Origin of the sequence: Microbacterium sp. S1037 (genome assembly GCF_048381605.1) — a bacterium.
Taxonomy (GTDB): domain Bacteria; phylum Actinomycetota; class Actinomycetes; order Actinomycetales; family Microbacteriaceae; genus Microbacterium; species Microbacterium testaceum_B.
On sequence record NZ_JBLWIG010000001.1, the window covers coordinates 1,873,188 to 1,888,600 of the forward strand.

General features: G+C 72.8%; 10 protein-coding genes. 7 read left to right on the forward strand and 3 right to left on the reverse strand.

Features of this window, described 5'->3' with window-relative positions; translation table 11 throughout:
• Nucleotides 1-100 precede the first annotated feature (100 nt).
• Nucleotides 101-1,555: a GuaB1 family IMP dehydrogenase-related protein gene (locus ACMW4R_RS08360; protein WP_058626393.1), complete on the forward strand. Its 1,455-nt coding sequence runs from the start codon at nucleotides 101-103 to the stop codon at nucleotides 1,553-1,555.
• On the opposite strand, the gene ACMW4R_RS08365 is transcribed toward ACMW4R_RS08360, so the two are convergent.
• Nucleotides 1,545-2,570 (reverse strand): glycoside hydrolase family 76 protein, encoded by a 1,026-nt coding sequence (locus tag ACMW4R_RS08365; protein WP_418299643.1) that lies wholly within the window; start codon nucleotides 2,568-2,570, stop codon nucleotides 1,545-1,547. The genes ACMW4R_RS08360 and ACMW4R_RS08365 overlap by 11 nt on opposite strands.
• A 155-nt stretch (nucleotides 2,571-2,725) precedes the next feature.
• Between ACMW4R_RS08365 and ACMW4R_RS08370 the strand changes: the two genes are divergently transcribed.
• Together ACMW4R_RS08370 and ACMW4R_RS08375 are read left to right on the forward strand one after the other, a co-directional pair.
• A complete protein-coding gene (locus ACMW4R_RS08370; RefSeq protein ID WP_058597194.1) occupies nucleotides 2,726-4,069 on the forward strand; it encodes a hemolysin family protein in 1,344 nt (447 codons plus the stop codon).
• Nucleotides 4,066-5,121: a hemolysin family protein gene (locus ACMW4R_RS08375; RefSeq protein WP_418299644.1), complete on the forward strand. Its 1,056-nt coding sequence runs from the start codon at nucleotides 4,066-4,068 to the stop codon at nucleotides 5,119-5,121. Before ACMW4R_RS08370 ends, ACMW4R_RS08375 begins: the two co-directional genes overlap by 4 nt.
• A 117-nt stretch (nucleotides 5,122-5,238) precedes the next feature.
• Here ACMW4R_RS08375 and ACMW4R_RS08380 read toward each other — a convergent pair whose 3' ends face one another.
• Nucleotides 5,239-6,297 (reverse strand): NADH:flavin oxidoreductase/NADH oxidase, encoded by a 1,059-nt coding sequence (locus tag ACMW4R_RS08380; RefSeq protein WP_418299645.1) that lies wholly within the window; start codon nucleotides 6,295-6,297, stop codon nucleotides 5,239-5,241.
• A gap of 29 nt (nucleotides 6,298-6,326) precedes the next feature.
• On the opposite strand from ACMW4R_RS08380, the gene ACMW4R_RS08385 reads away from it, so the two are divergent.
• The 4 genes from ACMW4R_RS08385 to ACMW4R_RS08400 all read left to right on the forward strand — a co-directional run bounded on the left by ACMW4R_RS08385 (nucleotide 6,327) and on the right by ACMW4R_RS08400 (nucleotide 11,009).
• Nucleotides 6,327-7,184, forward strand: coding sequence for an ADP-dependent NAD(P)H-hydrate dehydratase (locus tag ACMW4R_RS08385; protein WP_418299646.1), 858 nt, complete (start codon nucleotides 6,327-6,329; stop codon nucleotides 7,182-7,184).
• A gap of 75 nt (nucleotides 7,185-7,259) precedes the next feature.
• Nucleotides 7,260-8,564: a DUF2029 domain-containing protein gene (locus ACMW4R_RS08390; RefSeq protein WP_058628980.1), complete on the forward strand. Its 1,305-nt coding sequence runs from the start codon at nucleotides 7,260-7,262 to the stop codon at nucleotides 8,562-8,564.
• Between the two features lie 10 nt (nucleotides 8,565-8,574).
• Complete coding sequence (locus ACMW4R_RS08395) at nucleotides 8,575-8,904, forward strand: thiamine-binding protein (RefSeq protein ID WP_058597199.1); 330 nt, start codon at nucleotides 8,575-8,577, stop codon at nucleotides 8,902-8,904.
• A 146-nt stretch (nucleotides 8,905-9,050) separates the two neighbouring features.
• Complete coding sequence (locus ACMW4R_RS08400) at nucleotides 9,051-11,009, forward strand: protein kinase domain-containing protein (protein WP_418299647.1); 1,959 nt, start codon at nucleotides 9,051-9,053, stop codon at nucleotides 11,007-11,009.
• Between the two features lie 117 nt (nucleotides 11,010-11,126).
• Here the strand turns inward: ACMW4R_RS08400 and ACMW4R_RS08405 are convergent, their stop codons facing one another.
• Entirely contained in the window at nucleotides 11,127-15,410 is a 4,284-nt protein-coding gene (locus tag ACMW4R_RS08405) for an FtsK/SpoIIIE domain-containing protein (RefSeq protein WP_058626388.1), read from the reverse strand.
• Nucleotides 15,411-15,413: the final 3 nt, after the last annotated feature.

Sequence of the window (15,413 nt, forward strand, 5' to 3'; positions counted from 1 at the left end):
ATGCGCACGACGTCACCGTCACGCACTCTCTCAACCCTAGCCGAGGAATCTGGACGGCTTCCGGGTCTTTACAATCCCCTGATGTGGTGAGGTGGATGCCATGGAGTTCTCCGGTGCTCAGCCCGATGTCGATCTGACCTACTCGGACGTCTTCCTCGTCCCGCGGCATTCCGAGGTACGCAGCCGCCTGGACGTCGATCTCGCTCCGGGGGACGGGAGCGGGGCGACTCTGCCGCTCGTCTCGGCCAACATGAACTCGGTCACCGGGACGCGGCTGGCGGCGACGCTGGCGCGCCGCGGCGGGCTCGGTGTGCTGCCGCAGGACCTGCCGCTTCCCGAGCTCGTGGATGCGGTCGGCTGGGTCAAGGCGCAGCCCGTGGCGTGGGATGCTCCGCTCGTCCTCCCGCCCTCGGCCACGGTCGCCGACGCCCGTCTCGTGCTGCCGCCGGTGCCCGGTCGCGGCATCGTCGTGGCCGACACGCGTGACGACGGCGTCATCGGCGTCTCGGACTTCCGCGGCATCGTTCCCGCTCCGCGCCTGGCGACGGCGCTCCCGGATGCCACCCTCGGCGACATCGCCCGCACCGACGCGCCGCTGGTCGAGGTGACCCGGGTCGGCGACCCCCGCGAGGTGTTCGCGCTCGTGGGGGAGGCCGACATCGTCGCGGTGGTCGACGGCGACCGGATCGTCGGCACGCTCTCCGCGCGCAGCGCGCTGCGCGACTCCGTGTACCGTCCGGCCGTCGACGCCGAGGGACGCCTGATCGTCGCCGCGGCCGTCGGCGTCAACGGCGACGTCGCGGGGAAGGCCCGCGCGCTCGCCGCGGCCGGGGTCGACGTGCTCGTCGTCGACACGGCGCACGGACACCAGGCGCAGATGCTGCGCGCGCTCCGCGAGGTCGCGGCGCTGGATCTCGGCATCCCGATCGCCGCGGGCAACGTCGTCACCGCCGAGGGCGTGCGCGACCTCACCGACGCCGGCGCGTCGATCCTCAAGGTCGGTGTCGGTCCGGGCGCGATGTGCACGACCCGCATGATGACCGCCGTCGGTCGCCCGCAGTTCTCGGCCGTCCTCGAGACGGCCGAGGCGGCGCGCGGCGTCGGCGCGCACGTCTGGGCGGACGGGGGCGTGCGCTACCCCCGCGACGTCGCCCTCGCGCTCGCGGCGGGCGCGGCATCCGTGATGATCGGCTCGTGGTTCGCGGGGACGATCGAGTCCCCGGGGCGTCTTCGCACCGACGAGGGCGGCCGCATCTACAAGGAATCGTGGGGCATGGCCTCGACGAAGGCCGTGCAGGGACGCTTCGGCCGACTCGATCCGTTCGAACGCGCCCGCAAAGAGCTCTTCGCCGAGGGGATCTCGTCGTCGCGCATCTACCTCGACCCGCAGCGTCCGGGGCTGGAAGACCTGCTCGACATGATCACCTCGGGCGTGCGTTCGTCGTTCACGTACGCGGGTGCGGCCACGGTGGCGGAGTTCCACGAGCGTGCGCGCGTCGGCCTCCAGTCGGCCGCCGGGTACGAAGAGGGTAAGGCGCTCCCCGTCAGCTGGTGAGGGATGCCGCGACGTCCGCCTCGAGCGTGATCCACGCCCCGAGCTGGACCGAGAGGTCGAGGTCGTCGCCGTCGGCGCGTGCCGCCCGACGCGGATCGGCGGGGAACAGGTCGCCGCGACGGCCCTCCCACAGCGCCTCGGCGTTGACGCGCACCAGGCGTCGCGCGCTCTCGGCCACCGCGCCCTGCTCGTCGTCCGCGGGGCCGGAGAATGCCGCGGCCGCCTCGGCGAGGTAGCGGGCGAGGATGCCGGCGAAGAGACCGCCGTCGCCACCCCCGGCCGCGGGGAAGAGGCCGTTGTCCGGGGCACACCAGCGCTCGACCGCATCGACGAGGCCCGCCGCGCGAGAGAGGTGCGCATCGCGGGAATCGGCGTCGGGCGCCGTTTCCGCGAGCGCGAGAGCCGAGCCGATCGCCACCCCCTGGTTGTACGTCCACAGCTCGGGCCGGACGGCGCCGTGCTCGACGCCGTCGCGGACGAGTCCCGTCCCGGCATCGTCGAGGGTCGCCGCGACCCACGCGTCGAGGTCGACCGCCACCCCGCGTCGCGCGGTCCACGCCAGGGCGATCGCCGCGGGGGAGTTGGCGGGCGCGTTGTACAGGCTGCTGCCCACCGCCCACGGCAGCGCCCCCACGGCGGGGTCGATCGCGTCGGCGAGTCGGCGGACGAGCCGCTCGATCCGCCGATCCCCGAGGTCGTAGCGCTGCAGCGCGAGGGTCATCCACGCGACGTCGTCGTAGAACGGCGTCGTCCAGCGACCGAGCGTGCGGAGGGCGACGCCGCGGTGCAGCTCGCGTTCCAGCCGCGCGCGCCGGGGATCGGGGCGGTGCTCCTGCGCCTCGCTGAACGCGTGCAGGAGGTGAGCGTGCCACCAGTAGTGCCACGTGCGCGCCCCCGCGACCCCGGGCGCCGCAGCGTGCGCCCACGCCACCGGGCCGAAGCGGTGGATGAAACGGCGCACGACGGCGGCCTCGGCGGACATCGCGCGCGACTGCGCCGGGGAGGTGGCATCCATTCCTCCATCCTGCCCGCGGCGCGGATCCGGTCGGACCGGCCGCGAGGGGCGTGGTGCTGCCCTAGAATCGTCGGCACGATGGACGACCCTCCCAGTTGTAGACCCAGGCCCCAACGACCCTCTCCCGCCGACCGCTCGAGCGGGGGTGATGCCTGATGGATTACGTCATGCTGGGCGTGGGGCTGCTCCTCACCGTGGGAACCGGACTCTTCGTCGCGAGCGAGTTCGCGCTGGTCAACCTCGACCGCGCCGACCTCGAAGCCCGCCGCGAAGCCGGCGAGTCCCGACTGTCGCTCACGATCGATGCGCTGCGCATCACCTCGACGCACCTGTCGAGCGCGCAGCTGGGCATCACGCTGACGACCCTTCTCACCGGTTACACGATGGAACCGGCGATCTCGAACCTGCTGCGCCCCGTGTTCGCGTCGTGGGGACTGCCCGAGGCGGTGACCGTCTCGGTCGCGGCCGTCATCGGCGTCGGTTTCGCGACCGTGCTGTCGATGATCCTGGGCGAACTGGTGCCGAAGAACTTCGCGCTCGCCATCCCGCGGCAGACGGCGAAGCTCGTGATCCCGTTCCAGGTCGCCTTCACCGCCGTCTTCAAGCCCGCGATCGTCGTCCTCAACGGCAGCGCCAACGGCGTGCTGCGTGCCATGGGCGTTGAGCCCAAGGAGGAGTTGTCGGGAGCCCGGTCGGCCGAGGAGCTGTCGAGCCTCGTCAAGCGATCGGCGAGCGCCGGCATGCTCGAGAAGGACACCGCCTCGCTGCTGGATCGCAGCCTGACGTTCGCGCGCCTCAGCGCGGCCGACGTCATGACTCCCCGCCCGAGCGTTCACGCGCTCGCCGCGGGCGACCCCACCGACGACGTCGTGCAGCTCGCCCGACGGACCGGGCACAGCCGCTTCCCCGTGTACGGCGAGTCGATGGACGACATCGTCGGCGTCGTGCACCTCAAGGCCGCGATCGGCGTGCCCCGCGAGAAGCGCGGCGAGGTGCCGGTGGCGGCCCTCGCCACCGAACCGCTCCGCGTTCCCGAGACGGTGCACCTCGACGCCCTCGTGTCGGAGCTGCGCTCGCGCGGCTACCAGATGGCGATCGTCGTCGACGAGTACGGCGGGACCGCGGGGATCGTGACGCTCGAGGATCTCGTCGAGGAGATCGTCGGCGAGGTGCTCGACGAGCACGACCGCTCCCGCGCCGGTGTGGTGCGGACGGCCGTCTCGCTGACCTTCCCCGGCGACCTGCGTCCCGACGAGGCGCTCGACCGCGCGGGCGTCCGCGTGCCCGAGGGCGACGCCTACGACACCGTGGGCGGCTTCATCATGGCGACCCTCGAACGGATCCCCGCGGTGGGGGACACCGTCGACATCGAGGACGGTGTCCTGACCGTGAACCGCATGGACGGCCGTCGTGTCGATCGCGTCCAGTACACGGCAAACCCGGTGGAGGAGAACATCGACGACCTCGTGCGCGCCGCGAAGGGCGGTGATCAGCGATGAGCGATTGGGCAGGTATCGCCTGGTTGGTCGTCCTCCTCGTCGCCAACGCCTTCTTCGTCGGCGCGGAGTTCGCCGTCATCTCGGCGCGTCGCTCGCAGGTCGAGCCGCTCGCGGAGCGCGGCTCGCGCGCGGCCAAGACGGCCCTCTACGCGATGGAGCACGCGACGCTCATGCTGGCCACGTGCCAGCTCGGCATCACGATCTGCTCGCTGCTGATCCTGAACGTCTCGGAGCCGGCGATCCACCACCTGCTCGAGGGCCCGTTGGGTCTCACGGGGTTGTCCGAGGCGGCCGTCGATGTGGTCGGCTTCGTCGTCGCCCTGCTGCTGGTGTCGTACCTGCACGTCGTGTTCGGCGAGATGGTTCCGAAGAACCTGGCGTTCTCGCTGCCCGACCGGGCTGTGCTCATGCTCGCCCCGCCGCTCGTCGCGGTGTCGAAGGCGTTCCACCCGATCATCGTCGCGCTGAACTGGACCGCCAACCACGTGCTGCGACTGTTCCGTGTCGAGCCCAAGGACGAGGCGGCATCCACCTTCACCCTCGATGAGGTTGCCACCATCGTGAACCAGTCGCGGCGCGAGGGCGTGCTCGACGACGCCGCGGGTACGGTCACGGCGGTCGTGGAGTTCACCGAGAAGAAGGCCGCCGACATCGCTGTGCCGATGGCCGCGCTCGTCACGCTGCCCGAGCGGACCACGCCGGGCGAGATCGAGCGCGCGGTCGCCCAGCACGGCTACTCGCGGTACGTGATCGTCGACGAGGCCGGCCATCCCACGGGCTACGTGCACCTCAAGGACGTGCTCCGCGCGGCGGACGGGTCGGATGCCGACATGGCGCGCCCCATCCCGAGCAAGCGCATCCATCACATGGTGTCGGTGCTCGAGACGACCGACCTCGAGGACGCCCTCGCGCTCATGCGCCGCTCGGGTCGCCACCTCGCGCAGGTGCGCGACGAGGCCGGCGACGTGCGCGCGGTGCTCTTCCTCGAGGACGTCATCGAAGAGCTGGTCGGCGAGGTGCAGGACGCCACCGCGCGCCGCCGCTTCGCCTGACGCAGAACACCGGATGCCACGGGGCCCAGGCCTCGCGGCATCCGGTGTTCTCACCGCCGGGCGGTTCGCGTGATGCCGCGCGGTTCGCGCGGGGTTCGCCGCGCGCCCGCTCGCGGCTCAGTAGGCGCGGAGGTACTGCGCGGGCGCGGGAACGGGGTCGCCGAGGGTGGCCGCGGCGCGCAGCGCGTAGTGCGGGTCGCGGAGCCATTCGCGGGCGGACAGGATCGCGTCGGCGCGGCCGTCGGCAAGGATCTGCTCGCCGAAGGTCGGGTCGTCGATCATGCCGACGGCGGCGACGAGCAGTCCCGTCTCGCGGCGGACGGTCGCCGCGTAGCCGACCTGGTATCCCGGCCCGGGGACGATGTGCTGATGCGGCACGAGCCCGCCGCTCGAGACGTCGATGAGATCGGCGCCCGCCTCGGCGACCAGCCGCGACGCGGCGACGGTGTCGGCCACGTCCCAGCCTCCCTCGGCGGCGTCGGTCGCCGAGAACCGGACGAACACGGCCACGTCGGGGGCGGCGGCGCGCACGGCCTCGGTCACGCGCACGACGAGGCGCACGCGGTTCTCGAAAGAGCCGCCGTAGGCGTCGTCGCGGTGGTTCGTGAGCGGCGAGAGGAACTGGTGGAGGAGGTAGCCGTGGGCGGCGTGGATCTCGACGACGTCGAATCCGGCCGCGACGGCTCGGCGGGCGGCATCCGCGAAATCGGTGACGACCTTCTCGAGGCCCTCCACGTCCAGCGCGACCGGCTCGGCGAACGAGTCGTACGCGAGCGCCGAGGGAGCGACGGTCGTCCAGCCGCCGTCGGCGGGCGAGACGCTGCCGCGGCCGCCCGTGAGCGGCGACGTGGTCGAGGCTTTGCGCCCCGCGTGGCCGAGCTGCACGCCCGCGACCGAGCCGCGCGCACGGATCGCCGCGACGATCGGGGCCCACGCCTCGGCCTGTGCGTCGTTCCAGAGGCCGACGTCGTCGGGCGAGATGCGCCCCTCCGGGGAGACGGCGGTCGCTTCGGCGATGACGAGGCCCGCACCCCCCGCCGCGAACTGGGCGAGGTGGACGTGGTGCCAGTCGTTCGGCATCCCCTCGGTCGCGCTGTACTGACACATGGGCGACACCCACAGGCGGTTGCGCGTCTCGATACCGCGGACGGACAGGGGTGTGAAGAGGGTGCTCACGTCGGACCTCTGCGTTCTATGGTGGCGCCATGACGGCGAAGGAATGGACCGGGGAGGACTGCTCCCGCGCCCTGCGGAGACCAACGGCTCGCGACGACAAGTATTCCCGCGGGGTGGTAGGCCTTCGCACCGGCTCTACCCGCTACCCCGGCGCGGCCATGCTCGGCGTCGAGGCCGCGTGGCGCACCGGCACGGGCATGGTGCGTTACCTCGGCCCCGAGCGCGCGCAGGATCTCGTGCTGCAGCGTCGACCCGAGACGGTGACCGCCGACGGGCGCGTGCAGGCGTGGGTGATCGGATCGGGAACGGATGCCGCCGAGCGTGACGCGGCCGAGACGGCGGCGCTGCGCGGCCTTCTGAAGGGCGACCTGCCCGTCGTCGTCGACGCGGGCGCGCTCGATCTCGTCGTCGGGGCCAGCGCCCCCGTCATCGTGACGCCGCACGCGCGGGAACTCGATCGTCTCCGCTCCGACCTGGGGCTGCCGTCGATGGATGCCACGGACGACGACGCACGCGAGGACGCGGCTCGCGAGACCGCCGCGGCGTTCGGGGGAGTGGTGCTCCTGAAGGGCGCGACGACGATCGTCGCGACGGCGGACGGGTGGACCCGTCGGGTGCGGGCGGGCACGCCCTGGCTCGCGACCGCGGGGACCGGTGACGTGCTCGCGGGAGTCCTCGGTGCGGTGACGGCGGGAGCGGTCGCGGAGGATCGCGTCGGTCTGGAGGATCTCGCGGCGTGCGCGGCGACCGCCGCGTGGCTGCACGGGACGGCCGGGCGGGCGGCATCCGGGATCCACGGGGGAGCGGGCGGGCCGATCACCGCGCTCGACGTGGCGGAGGCGTTGCCGCGGGTGCTCGCGGAGGTGCTGTCGGACTCGATCGCGTAACGGTTGCCGCGTCCGCACCGGCCGAGCGCGGCTGCCCGTCCGGGCCGTCGAGGGTCTCCCGCTTAGGATGAGGCGGTGCTGAGGCGTGTCGTTCCCCTGTTGATCGCGTTCGTCGCCGTGCACGTCACCGTGGCGGTCCTCGGCTACCAGCAGCCGAACGAACCCATGGGCGACGTGTACCTGGTCTACGAACCCTGGTCGCGCTGCGCGCTGTTCGGGGGCATCGACGTGACCTCCTGCACGCGGTCCACGACGTGGGAATGGCCCGGCATCACCGAGAAGTGGATCTACCCGCAGCTCGCCTTCGTGCCCATGACCTTCGCGTGGGTGTTCGCGTGGGCGATCGGCTACACCCCGGCGTGGGCGCTCACCGTGTCGCTGGCGAACCTCGTCGCCTTCGTCATCCTCGTCGGCAAGGGTCGCTCGACCGGCCGGGTCGTGGCCGCGTGGTTCTGGCTCGCCGCGATCCTGCTCATCGGGCCGGTCGGTCTCTACCGCATCGACGGGATCACGGTGCCGTTCGCGATCCTCGGCAGCATCTGGCTCGTGCGGCGGCCGTTCGTGGCATCCGTCCTCCTGTCGATCGCGGTGTGGATGAAGGTGTGGCCCGCGGCGATCCTCGCGGCGGGACTCATCGTGGTGCGACGCCGGCTCTCGCTCGTCTGGGGCGCTGTCGCGGTGTCGCTGGCCACGGTCATTCCCGTGGTGGCGCTGGGCGGTGCGCCGTTCGTGCTCGGGTTCGTGGGCGACCAGACCTCGCGCGGGATCCAGATGGAAGCGCCCGTCGGGGGTCTCTACATGATCCTCGCTTCCTTCTACGTGCCCGGCTCGGAGGTCTACTACGACGGCGGGGTGCTCACGTTCCAGGTGACCGGTCCCGGCGTCGAGCCGGTCATCGCGATCATGACCCCGCTGATGCTCCTCGTCATGGCCGGTGTCGCGGTCGTTGGTGCGCGCAAGCTCTGGGCGGGCGCGACCTTCGTGACCCTGTTCCCACCGCTCTCGCTGGCCCTCGTGACGGCCTTCATCGCGCTCAACAAGGTCGGCTCGCCGCAGTACTACGTGTGGGTGTTCGCGCCCGTGATCCTCGGGCTGATGATCGATCGCCGCCGGTGGTACGGTCTCGCGGCGCTCACCCTCGTGATCGCCGGGCTGACGCAGTGGATGTACCCGATGGTCTACGACGGCCTGATGGCCACGCACCCCGCTCCTTTCCCGGTCTTCCTGCTCGAGGCGCGCAACGTGCTCGCGATCGTGCTCATGGTGTGGGCGATCGTGCGCGTGGTGCGGGTGCCCGTCGGGCGCGTCGCCCGCCCCGGCGACCTGCGCGAGTTCGTGACGGGCCGCCGTACGACGGCGATGGCGGCGACGGCCGACTAACCTCGACAGCATGCTCGTCGCCTTCTCCGTCGCCCCGTCCGGAACGGGCAGCCTCTCTGCCGAGAACCCCGACGGGTCGGTGCACGACGCCGTTGCCGCCGCGGTCGCCGTCGTGCGCTCCTCGGGCCTCGCCCACCGCACCACCTCGATGTTCACCGAGATCGAGGGCGAGTGGGACGAGGTGTTCGACGTCGTCAGGCGTGCCACCGAGGCGGTCCTGCCGTACGGCTCGCGCGTGTCGCTCGTGCTCAAGGCCGACATCCGCCCCGGTCGCACGGGCGAGATCGACGGCAAGATCGAGCGCCTCGAGCGCGCGATCGACGACGCCGCATCGGAGTGAGTCCGCGTTGACCCGGCCGGCATCCGGTCCGAGGTCCCTTGCCGCGCCGTCGCGCGTCGCGCAAGCGGCGGGATCACGCGTCGCGCAAGCGTCAGGATCGAAGCGCGCGGCCGGATAAATTGAGACAGGGAGAGCGGGGGGAACGGGTGGAACCGGAGATCGGTGAGGCGCTGGGCGCCTCGTACCGTTTCGTCGATCGGATCGGATCCGGCGCCGCGGGCGAGGTGTGGCGCGTGCGCGACGTGCGCGACGAGACGCTGCGTGCCGCCAAGGTGCTCCGCCGGGAACACGCACAGGATGCCGACCTCGTCGAGCGTTTCATCCGCGAGCGCACCGTGCTCACCCGCCTGCGCGACCCGCACGTCGTCGCGGTGCGCGACCTCGTGGTCGAGGGCGAGCGCCTCGCGATCGTCATGGACCTGGTCGAGGGCGGGAGCCTGCGTCAGGCCCTCGACGAGCGCGGTACCCTGCCGCCCGCCGACGCCGTCGCCCTCACCGCGGCCGTGCTCGACGCGCTCGCCGCCGCGCACGCGGTGGGCACGGTCCACCGCGACATCAAGCCCGACAACGTCCTCCTCGATCGCGACGAGCGAGAGGGCGACGACCCCGGGGCTGCCGTCCGTGTCGTCGACTTCGGCATCGCGCGCGTGCTCGACGAGCGCCGCCGCTCGACGACCGCCGTCATCGGCACGCCCGAGTACATGTCGCCCGAGCTCGTCACCCTCGGCGAGGCCGGGCCTCCGAGCGACGTCTACGCCACCGGCATCCTGCTCTACGAGCTCCTCTCGGGTCGGACGCCGTTCGCCGGTCCGGGAACCGACTTCACCGTCGCGTATCGGCACGTCAGCGCCGAAGTGCCCCGCCTCGACGTGCCCGACGACCTCTGGCGTGTTCTCGCCCGCCTTCTCGCGAAGGCGCCGGCGGAGCGCCCGTCGGCCACGGAGGCCGCGGCGAGCCTTCGGCGTCTGAGAGCGTCGATCGCGGAGCTCGCGGCTCTCACACCGGTCGCCGCTCCCGAGGGTTTCGTCGAGGCGGAGAGACCCGCGACCGTGCTCCGGGGCGTCGCCCCGACGGCTCCCGAACCGGTCGCGGTGTCGTCGGACGAGCCGGCACCCGAGCTCGGTGCGGCGACCCAGGCGACGGTGCTCCGACCGATGCCGCGTCGCGAGGCGCCCCAGCCGGTCGAGGCGGAGCCCGAGGCGAAGACCTCGCTGTGGACCCGGATGCCGCGCGGCCGCGCCCTCTGGATCGCGGGAGCCGCGGTGGTCGCCGTGGCCGCGGTCGCGGCGTTCTTCGTGTTCCGCCCTCCCGCGGGGGAGGCCGCACCGGCGGCGGCCGGACCCGTCGTGACCTCCAGCCAGCAGGACCGGGCCCTGCCGACCGGGCTGAGCGTGAGCCGCTCGGTCAGCTACGACCCGGAGAAGAAGCTGGCGACCGTCACGATCGAGTACGGCGCGCAGAACGCTCCCCTCGGCGGGCCGTTCCTTGAGGTAATTCCCGGGGCCGCGGAATCGGACGCGTGTCCCGCCGTCACGTGGTCGGATGCCACGGTCGATCGCAACCAGGCGAGCGTCACCGGCATCTCGGTGCCCTGCGGATGGAGCGTCGACGGCCTGACCGTCCCGACGCAGGACTCGGTCACCGTCACCGCCCAGGTCTCGATCGCGCTGAACGGCCAGGAAGCCGTCGATGCGTGGCTGAAGGCGGCCGCGGCGGCCACGACGAAGGCGATCTCGGACTCCGAGGTGTCGGGGGCCGCGTATCCCGTGCAGCGGCTGCGCAGCGTTCAGGTGACGACGCCCTCTCGCACCGTCGGCGGGACGGCCCTGCCCGTCACGCTGCTCCCCGTCTGGCCCAGCGGCCCGGATCCGGTGAACCCCCTGTTCACGAGCCCGTCGGTGGGGGAGCCGAGCGCGATGCTCGACGCCGTCGCCGGGGGGACCAGCGGGGTGCGTTTCAGCGACGGATGCGCCGGCGCCCTGACCGTCTCATCGGACGGGCTCGTGGTGACGGCGCTGTCGGTCGCTCCCGACTGCACGGTGCGCGCGCGGGTCGGCAACTTCACCGACCTCGTGAGCCCGCCGTTCGGCATCACGACGCGCTGAGGCGCGCGGGCACGCGCGGAGTGGCGCTGAGGCGCGCGGAGGTACGCGGAGAGGCGTTGAGGTGCGCGGAGGCGCGCGGAGGCACCCGCCGCGTCACGCGTGGAGCAGGCGTTCCGCTTAGCCCGCGGGGACGGCGACCGACGGCCCCGCCGCCTGGACGAAGCGGGCCGCGCCCGCGACGCACGCGTACCCGCGGCCGGTCGTGACGGCGACGGGGGCGCGGCGGGGGAGCGTGACACCCAGCAGATCGCCGTCGTAGTCGACGTCGGGCTGCAGCAGGACCCCGCAGCGCGACTTGCGCAGGGTCTTCGTCCAGCCGGAGTACTGCGCGCGGAGGTCGGCGGAGCGTCCCGCCGCGATGATCAGCACGTGCGGCTGCGACATCGTGAGCAGCCCCGCGAGCGACTGGTCGGAATCCTCGAACGACTCGGCGTCGTCGACCAGGATCACGACCGGCCCCTTCTCGAGACGTACGGATGCCACGAGCGCGGGGATCTCGTCGGAGCCGACGACGACGCGGTCGAGGTCGGCCGTGGCCAGCGGTGAGCGGCGACCGCAGACACCCCACACGGTCACCGGGGCGGTGGCATCCGGAGTCGTCCGCAGGGACTGCGCGATCGCGAGGAGCAGCGTCGACTTGCCGGAGCGGGCGGGGCCGGCGACGAGGACGTGCTCGCCCTCGTAGACCTCGAGGAACGCCGGGGCGAGGTCGGATTCGGCGACGCCGATGGGGATACGCCACGGCTCCTGCCGGAGGTCGGCCGCGACCCCGAGGTCGGCGATCCCGACCTGCTCGGGAAGGCGGCCCACCACGGGAGCCTTCGCCGCGGCGCCGGCGTACGTCTCTTTCACGCGGGCCACGGCGCCAGCCAGCCCGTCGTCGGGGGTGGCGACGTGCGCCTGCCGGGCCGATTCCGCGAGCACGCAGCGACCCGGGACCGACGCCGGGGCGTCCTTGGGGCGCAGGCCCGCGGAGGTGTAGTCGTAGGGGTCGGCGAGGCGGAACATCCATTTCTGGGTGGTGACCTCGTCGATCGCCGAGGGGACCGCCTTGGCGCGGGTCGTCGACACGGCGAAATGCAGACCGAGCTCGGGTCCGTCGGCGTACGCGCGGTAGAGACCGTCGAGGAGCTGCTGGCCCTCGTGGTCCTGGAACTCGTCGCGCAGGGCCGCCAGCCCGTCGATCAGCACGATCGCGCGGCGACGCTGTCCCTCGTCGGCGCGGCGCCGCTCGAGGTCGGTGCGGAGGTGGCGCAGGAATCGCGCCTGCTGCTCGCGCGCACCGCCCCCGGCACCCACGTAGGCGACGGTGTGGGGAAGGTCGGCGAGCGGCGCGAGGTCGCGGGCACCGGCGTCGAGCACGAGGATGTCGAGGTCGTCGGGGTGCGACTCGGCCGCGAGGGCCAGGGCGATCGACGACAGGGCCGTGCTGGTGCCGCTGCCGGGGATGCCGACCGCGAGCAGGTTGCCCCGCGACAGGTTCCACCCCGCGGCGACCTGCCGCTGGCTGTCCGGCTCATCGGCGAGCGCGAAGAACACCTCCGCACCCTGCACGCCGCCGACCGCGGGGACACCCGGCGTCGGGGTGTCGTCACCGAACCCAGCCAGCGGCACGCGCGCGCCCAGCGCCTCGGGCCACACCGGTCGCGGAGCGGCGATCCCGGCCTCGTCGGCCGCCGCACGGATGGCGTCGATCACGACGTCGAGGTCGGTCGTCGAGTCGTCGACCACCGTCGTCTTGGACGCGGGAGCGATCCCCGAGAACGTCACCGGCTGCAGCTCGACGGCCTCGACGACGGCGCGCTCCGAGGCGCCGGTGACCAGCGCGGTCTGCACGGGCGCGATGTCGTCCTGTCCGCGCTTGATGTACGCGCGACCGCGCTGGGCGCGACCGATCGCGGATGCCGCCGGGACACCGATCACGTTGTTCGAGTCGTCGCGGCTCTGCACGCGCAGAGCGACCCGGAGGTTCGTGTTCGCGAGGATGTCGTCGTTGACGACACCCGCGGGGCGCTGGGTGGCGAGGATCATGTGGACGCCGAGCGTACGGCCGACGGCGGCGACGCTCACGAGCGATGACAGCACGTCGGGGAAGTCCTTGGCGAGCATCGCGAACTCGTCGACGACGAGCAGCAGCCGCGGCATGGGCTCGGCGGGCTTCGTCGCGAGGTAGGCGTCGAGGTTGTCGACGCCCTCGCCCGCCGCGGCGAAGATGCGCTGACGCCGCCGCATCTCGGCCTCGAGGGAGCGGAGGGCGCGGTCGGCCAGCTGCTCGTCGAGGTTGCTGATGGTGCCGATCGTGTGCGGGAGCCGCTCGCACGCAGCGAAGGCCGCGCCGCCCTTGAAGTCGATGAGGATGAAGCTCAGGCGGGTGGGGTCGTTGCGCAGGGCGAGCCCCGCGACGAGCGAGCGGAGGAACTCGCTCTTGCCCGAGCCGGTCGTGCCGCCGACGAGGCCGTGCGGGCCGTCGTGCACGAGGTCGAGCTCCATCGTGCCGCCCTCGCCCGTTCCGATCGGGGCCGTGATACCGCGGGCGTTGGCCCACAGCTCGCGGACCGCGTCCGCCGTCACCTCGTCCAGGCCGAGGAGCGGCGGGAGACGCACGAGGCCGGGCAGCGCCGCGCCCGGGACGACGAGCTCGGGATCGTCGAAGCGGGCGACGTCGCGGGCTCCCGCCGCGGCGGTGTCGACGTCGATGCCCGCGAGGATGACGTCGTCGACCGTCACGAGGTCACCGGGGCGGGTGACGGTGGCCGCGGCATCCGGCGCCACCCGCACCACGACGGTGCACGCGGCGGGGAGCTGCTCTTCGGACGACGCGAGGACGATCCCCGAGACCTGCACGCCCTGGCGGTCGCGCGAGAGCGTGGTCGCGCCGTCGGGGCGTCCGTGGCCGAGCAACTCGCGCGCGGGGGCGTTGCGCCCCTCGGTGAGGACGTCGGAGTCCAGCACCAGCAGAACGGCTGCCGTGGGGATGTCGTGGATGCCGTCGCGCAGACCACGCAGCAGATCGGTGCTGCGTTCGCGGTTGTCGGACATCCAGCGTTCCTGGGTGCCCGTGCCCTGTCGGCGCGTGTGCGGGAGCCATCCGGCCCACGCCCAGTCGGGAGAACGGCCGGCATCGCAGAAGACCCCGAGGGTCAGATCGGCCGGGCCGACATGGATGCCCGCCTGGATGACGAGGCTCCGGGCCAGCGCGAGAGCCCCGTCGCGGTCGCCGACGATTCCGACGACCCCGCCCGCGGTGAGGTCGATCTCGACGGGCGCGGCGGGGATGGCGGCGGTGTCGAGGATCTCGCGGACCTCGTCCTCGAGGCGGGCGCCGGAACGCTCGTCGATCGCGGGGCGCCACGGGACATCGCCGATGCCGGCATGCAGCGCGAGCAGGTCGGGCGAGCCCGCGCGGCGCTGCCACAGCGTGGTCGCGGGGATCGCCGCGCGCCGGAGGGTCGTGGCCGGGTCGGGGATGGCATCCATTCTCCGGGCCTTCTCGGCCTGACCGGCCGAGGCGATGTCGTCACGCAGGGTCTGCAGGGCCTGCGTGAACCGCTCATCCTCTTCTTTGACGTTCTTCGTGTGGCGGCGCTTCTGCTCGAACCAGACGCCGACACCCAGGACGGGGCTGAGGGCGGCGAACAGGGCGTACCTCGCGTCGCCGAGCATGAGGACCATCGCGAACGCGAGCACCAGCGGGGCCGCGACCGTGATGATGCTGAACTTGGAGGCCGGGGGGACGTCCTTGCGGGTCGGCGGCGTGATCGGGTCGGGCTCAGGGGGCCGACCGGGCCGCGGCGGACGGTTGAAGGGAGCGGTCGCGGCCGGGGTGATGTTGTGCAGCGAACCGGGCTCGGGGGCGGGGGTCTCATCGATCGAGGGGCGCAGGAGCACGGTCGTGCCTCCCGCGGTGATGACGGCGGGACTCTCGACGACCGTGCCGTCCTCGGCGGCGGGCGTGCCGTCGACGAGGGTGCCGTTCGTCGATCCCCGGTCGTCGACGCGGAGCCCGTCGTCGTCGCGCGCGGCCGAGAAGTGTTCCCACGAGGCGCTCGTGGTGGGGAGCCTGAGGTCGGCCTGAGGGGAGCGTCCCGCGACCAGTGCCCGCCCGCGCGGCACGTCCACGACCGGTCCGGCCTCCAGGCCGCCGGACAGGGTCGCCGTCCAGTCCGTCGCGGGCTTCGGTCGGGGCGACGCCGAGAGGGCGATGCGCGTGCCCTCGAGCAGCAGCACCTCGCTCAACGCCGTCGAGGCGGGGTGCCGCTCCGCGTCGACCGCGACGAGGGTGTCGGGGGCGACATCGTGTCCGGTCGCCGCCGCGATCAACTCGCCCAGCGTCGCCTGGCTGCGGTGACGGGCGAGGTCGACCACCTGCTCGTCTTCGTCGATCGCGATCAGCAGACGCATCGG

What these genes read in the sequence shown, in the direction of transcription:
- ACMW4R_RS08375 (WP_418299644.1), top strand. Translation starts at nt 4,066, where the DNA reads ATGAGCGATTGGGCAGGTATCGCCTGGTTGGTCGTCCTCCTCGTCGCC.
- ACMW4R_RS08370 (WP_058597194.1), top strand. Translation starts at nt 2,726, where the DNA reads ATGGATTACGTCATGCTGGGCGTGGGGCTGCTCCTCACCGTGGGAACC.
- ACMW4R_RS08360 (WP_058626393.1), top strand. Translation starts at nt 101, where the DNA reads ATGGAGTTCTCCGGTGCTCAGCCCGATGTCGATCTGACCTACTCGGAC.
- ACMW4R_RS08365 (WP_418299643.1), bottom strand. Translation starts at nt 2,570, where the DNA reads ATGGATGCCACCTCCCCGGCGCAGTCGCGCGCGATGTCCGCCGAGGCC.
- ACMW4R_RS08405 (WP_058626388.1), bottom strand. Translation starts at nt 15,410, where the DNA reads ATGCGTCTGCTGATCGCGATCGACGAAGACGAGCAGGTGGTCGACCTC.
- ACMW4R_RS08395 (WP_058597199.1), top strand. Translation starts at nt 8,575, where the DNA reads ATGCTCGTCGCCTTCTCCGTCGCCCCGTCCGGAACGGGCAGCCTCTCT.
- ACMW4R_RS08385 (WP_418299646.1), top strand. Translation starts at nt 6,327, where the DNA reads ATGACGGCGAAGGAATGGACCGGGGAGGACTGCTCCCGCGCCCTGCGG.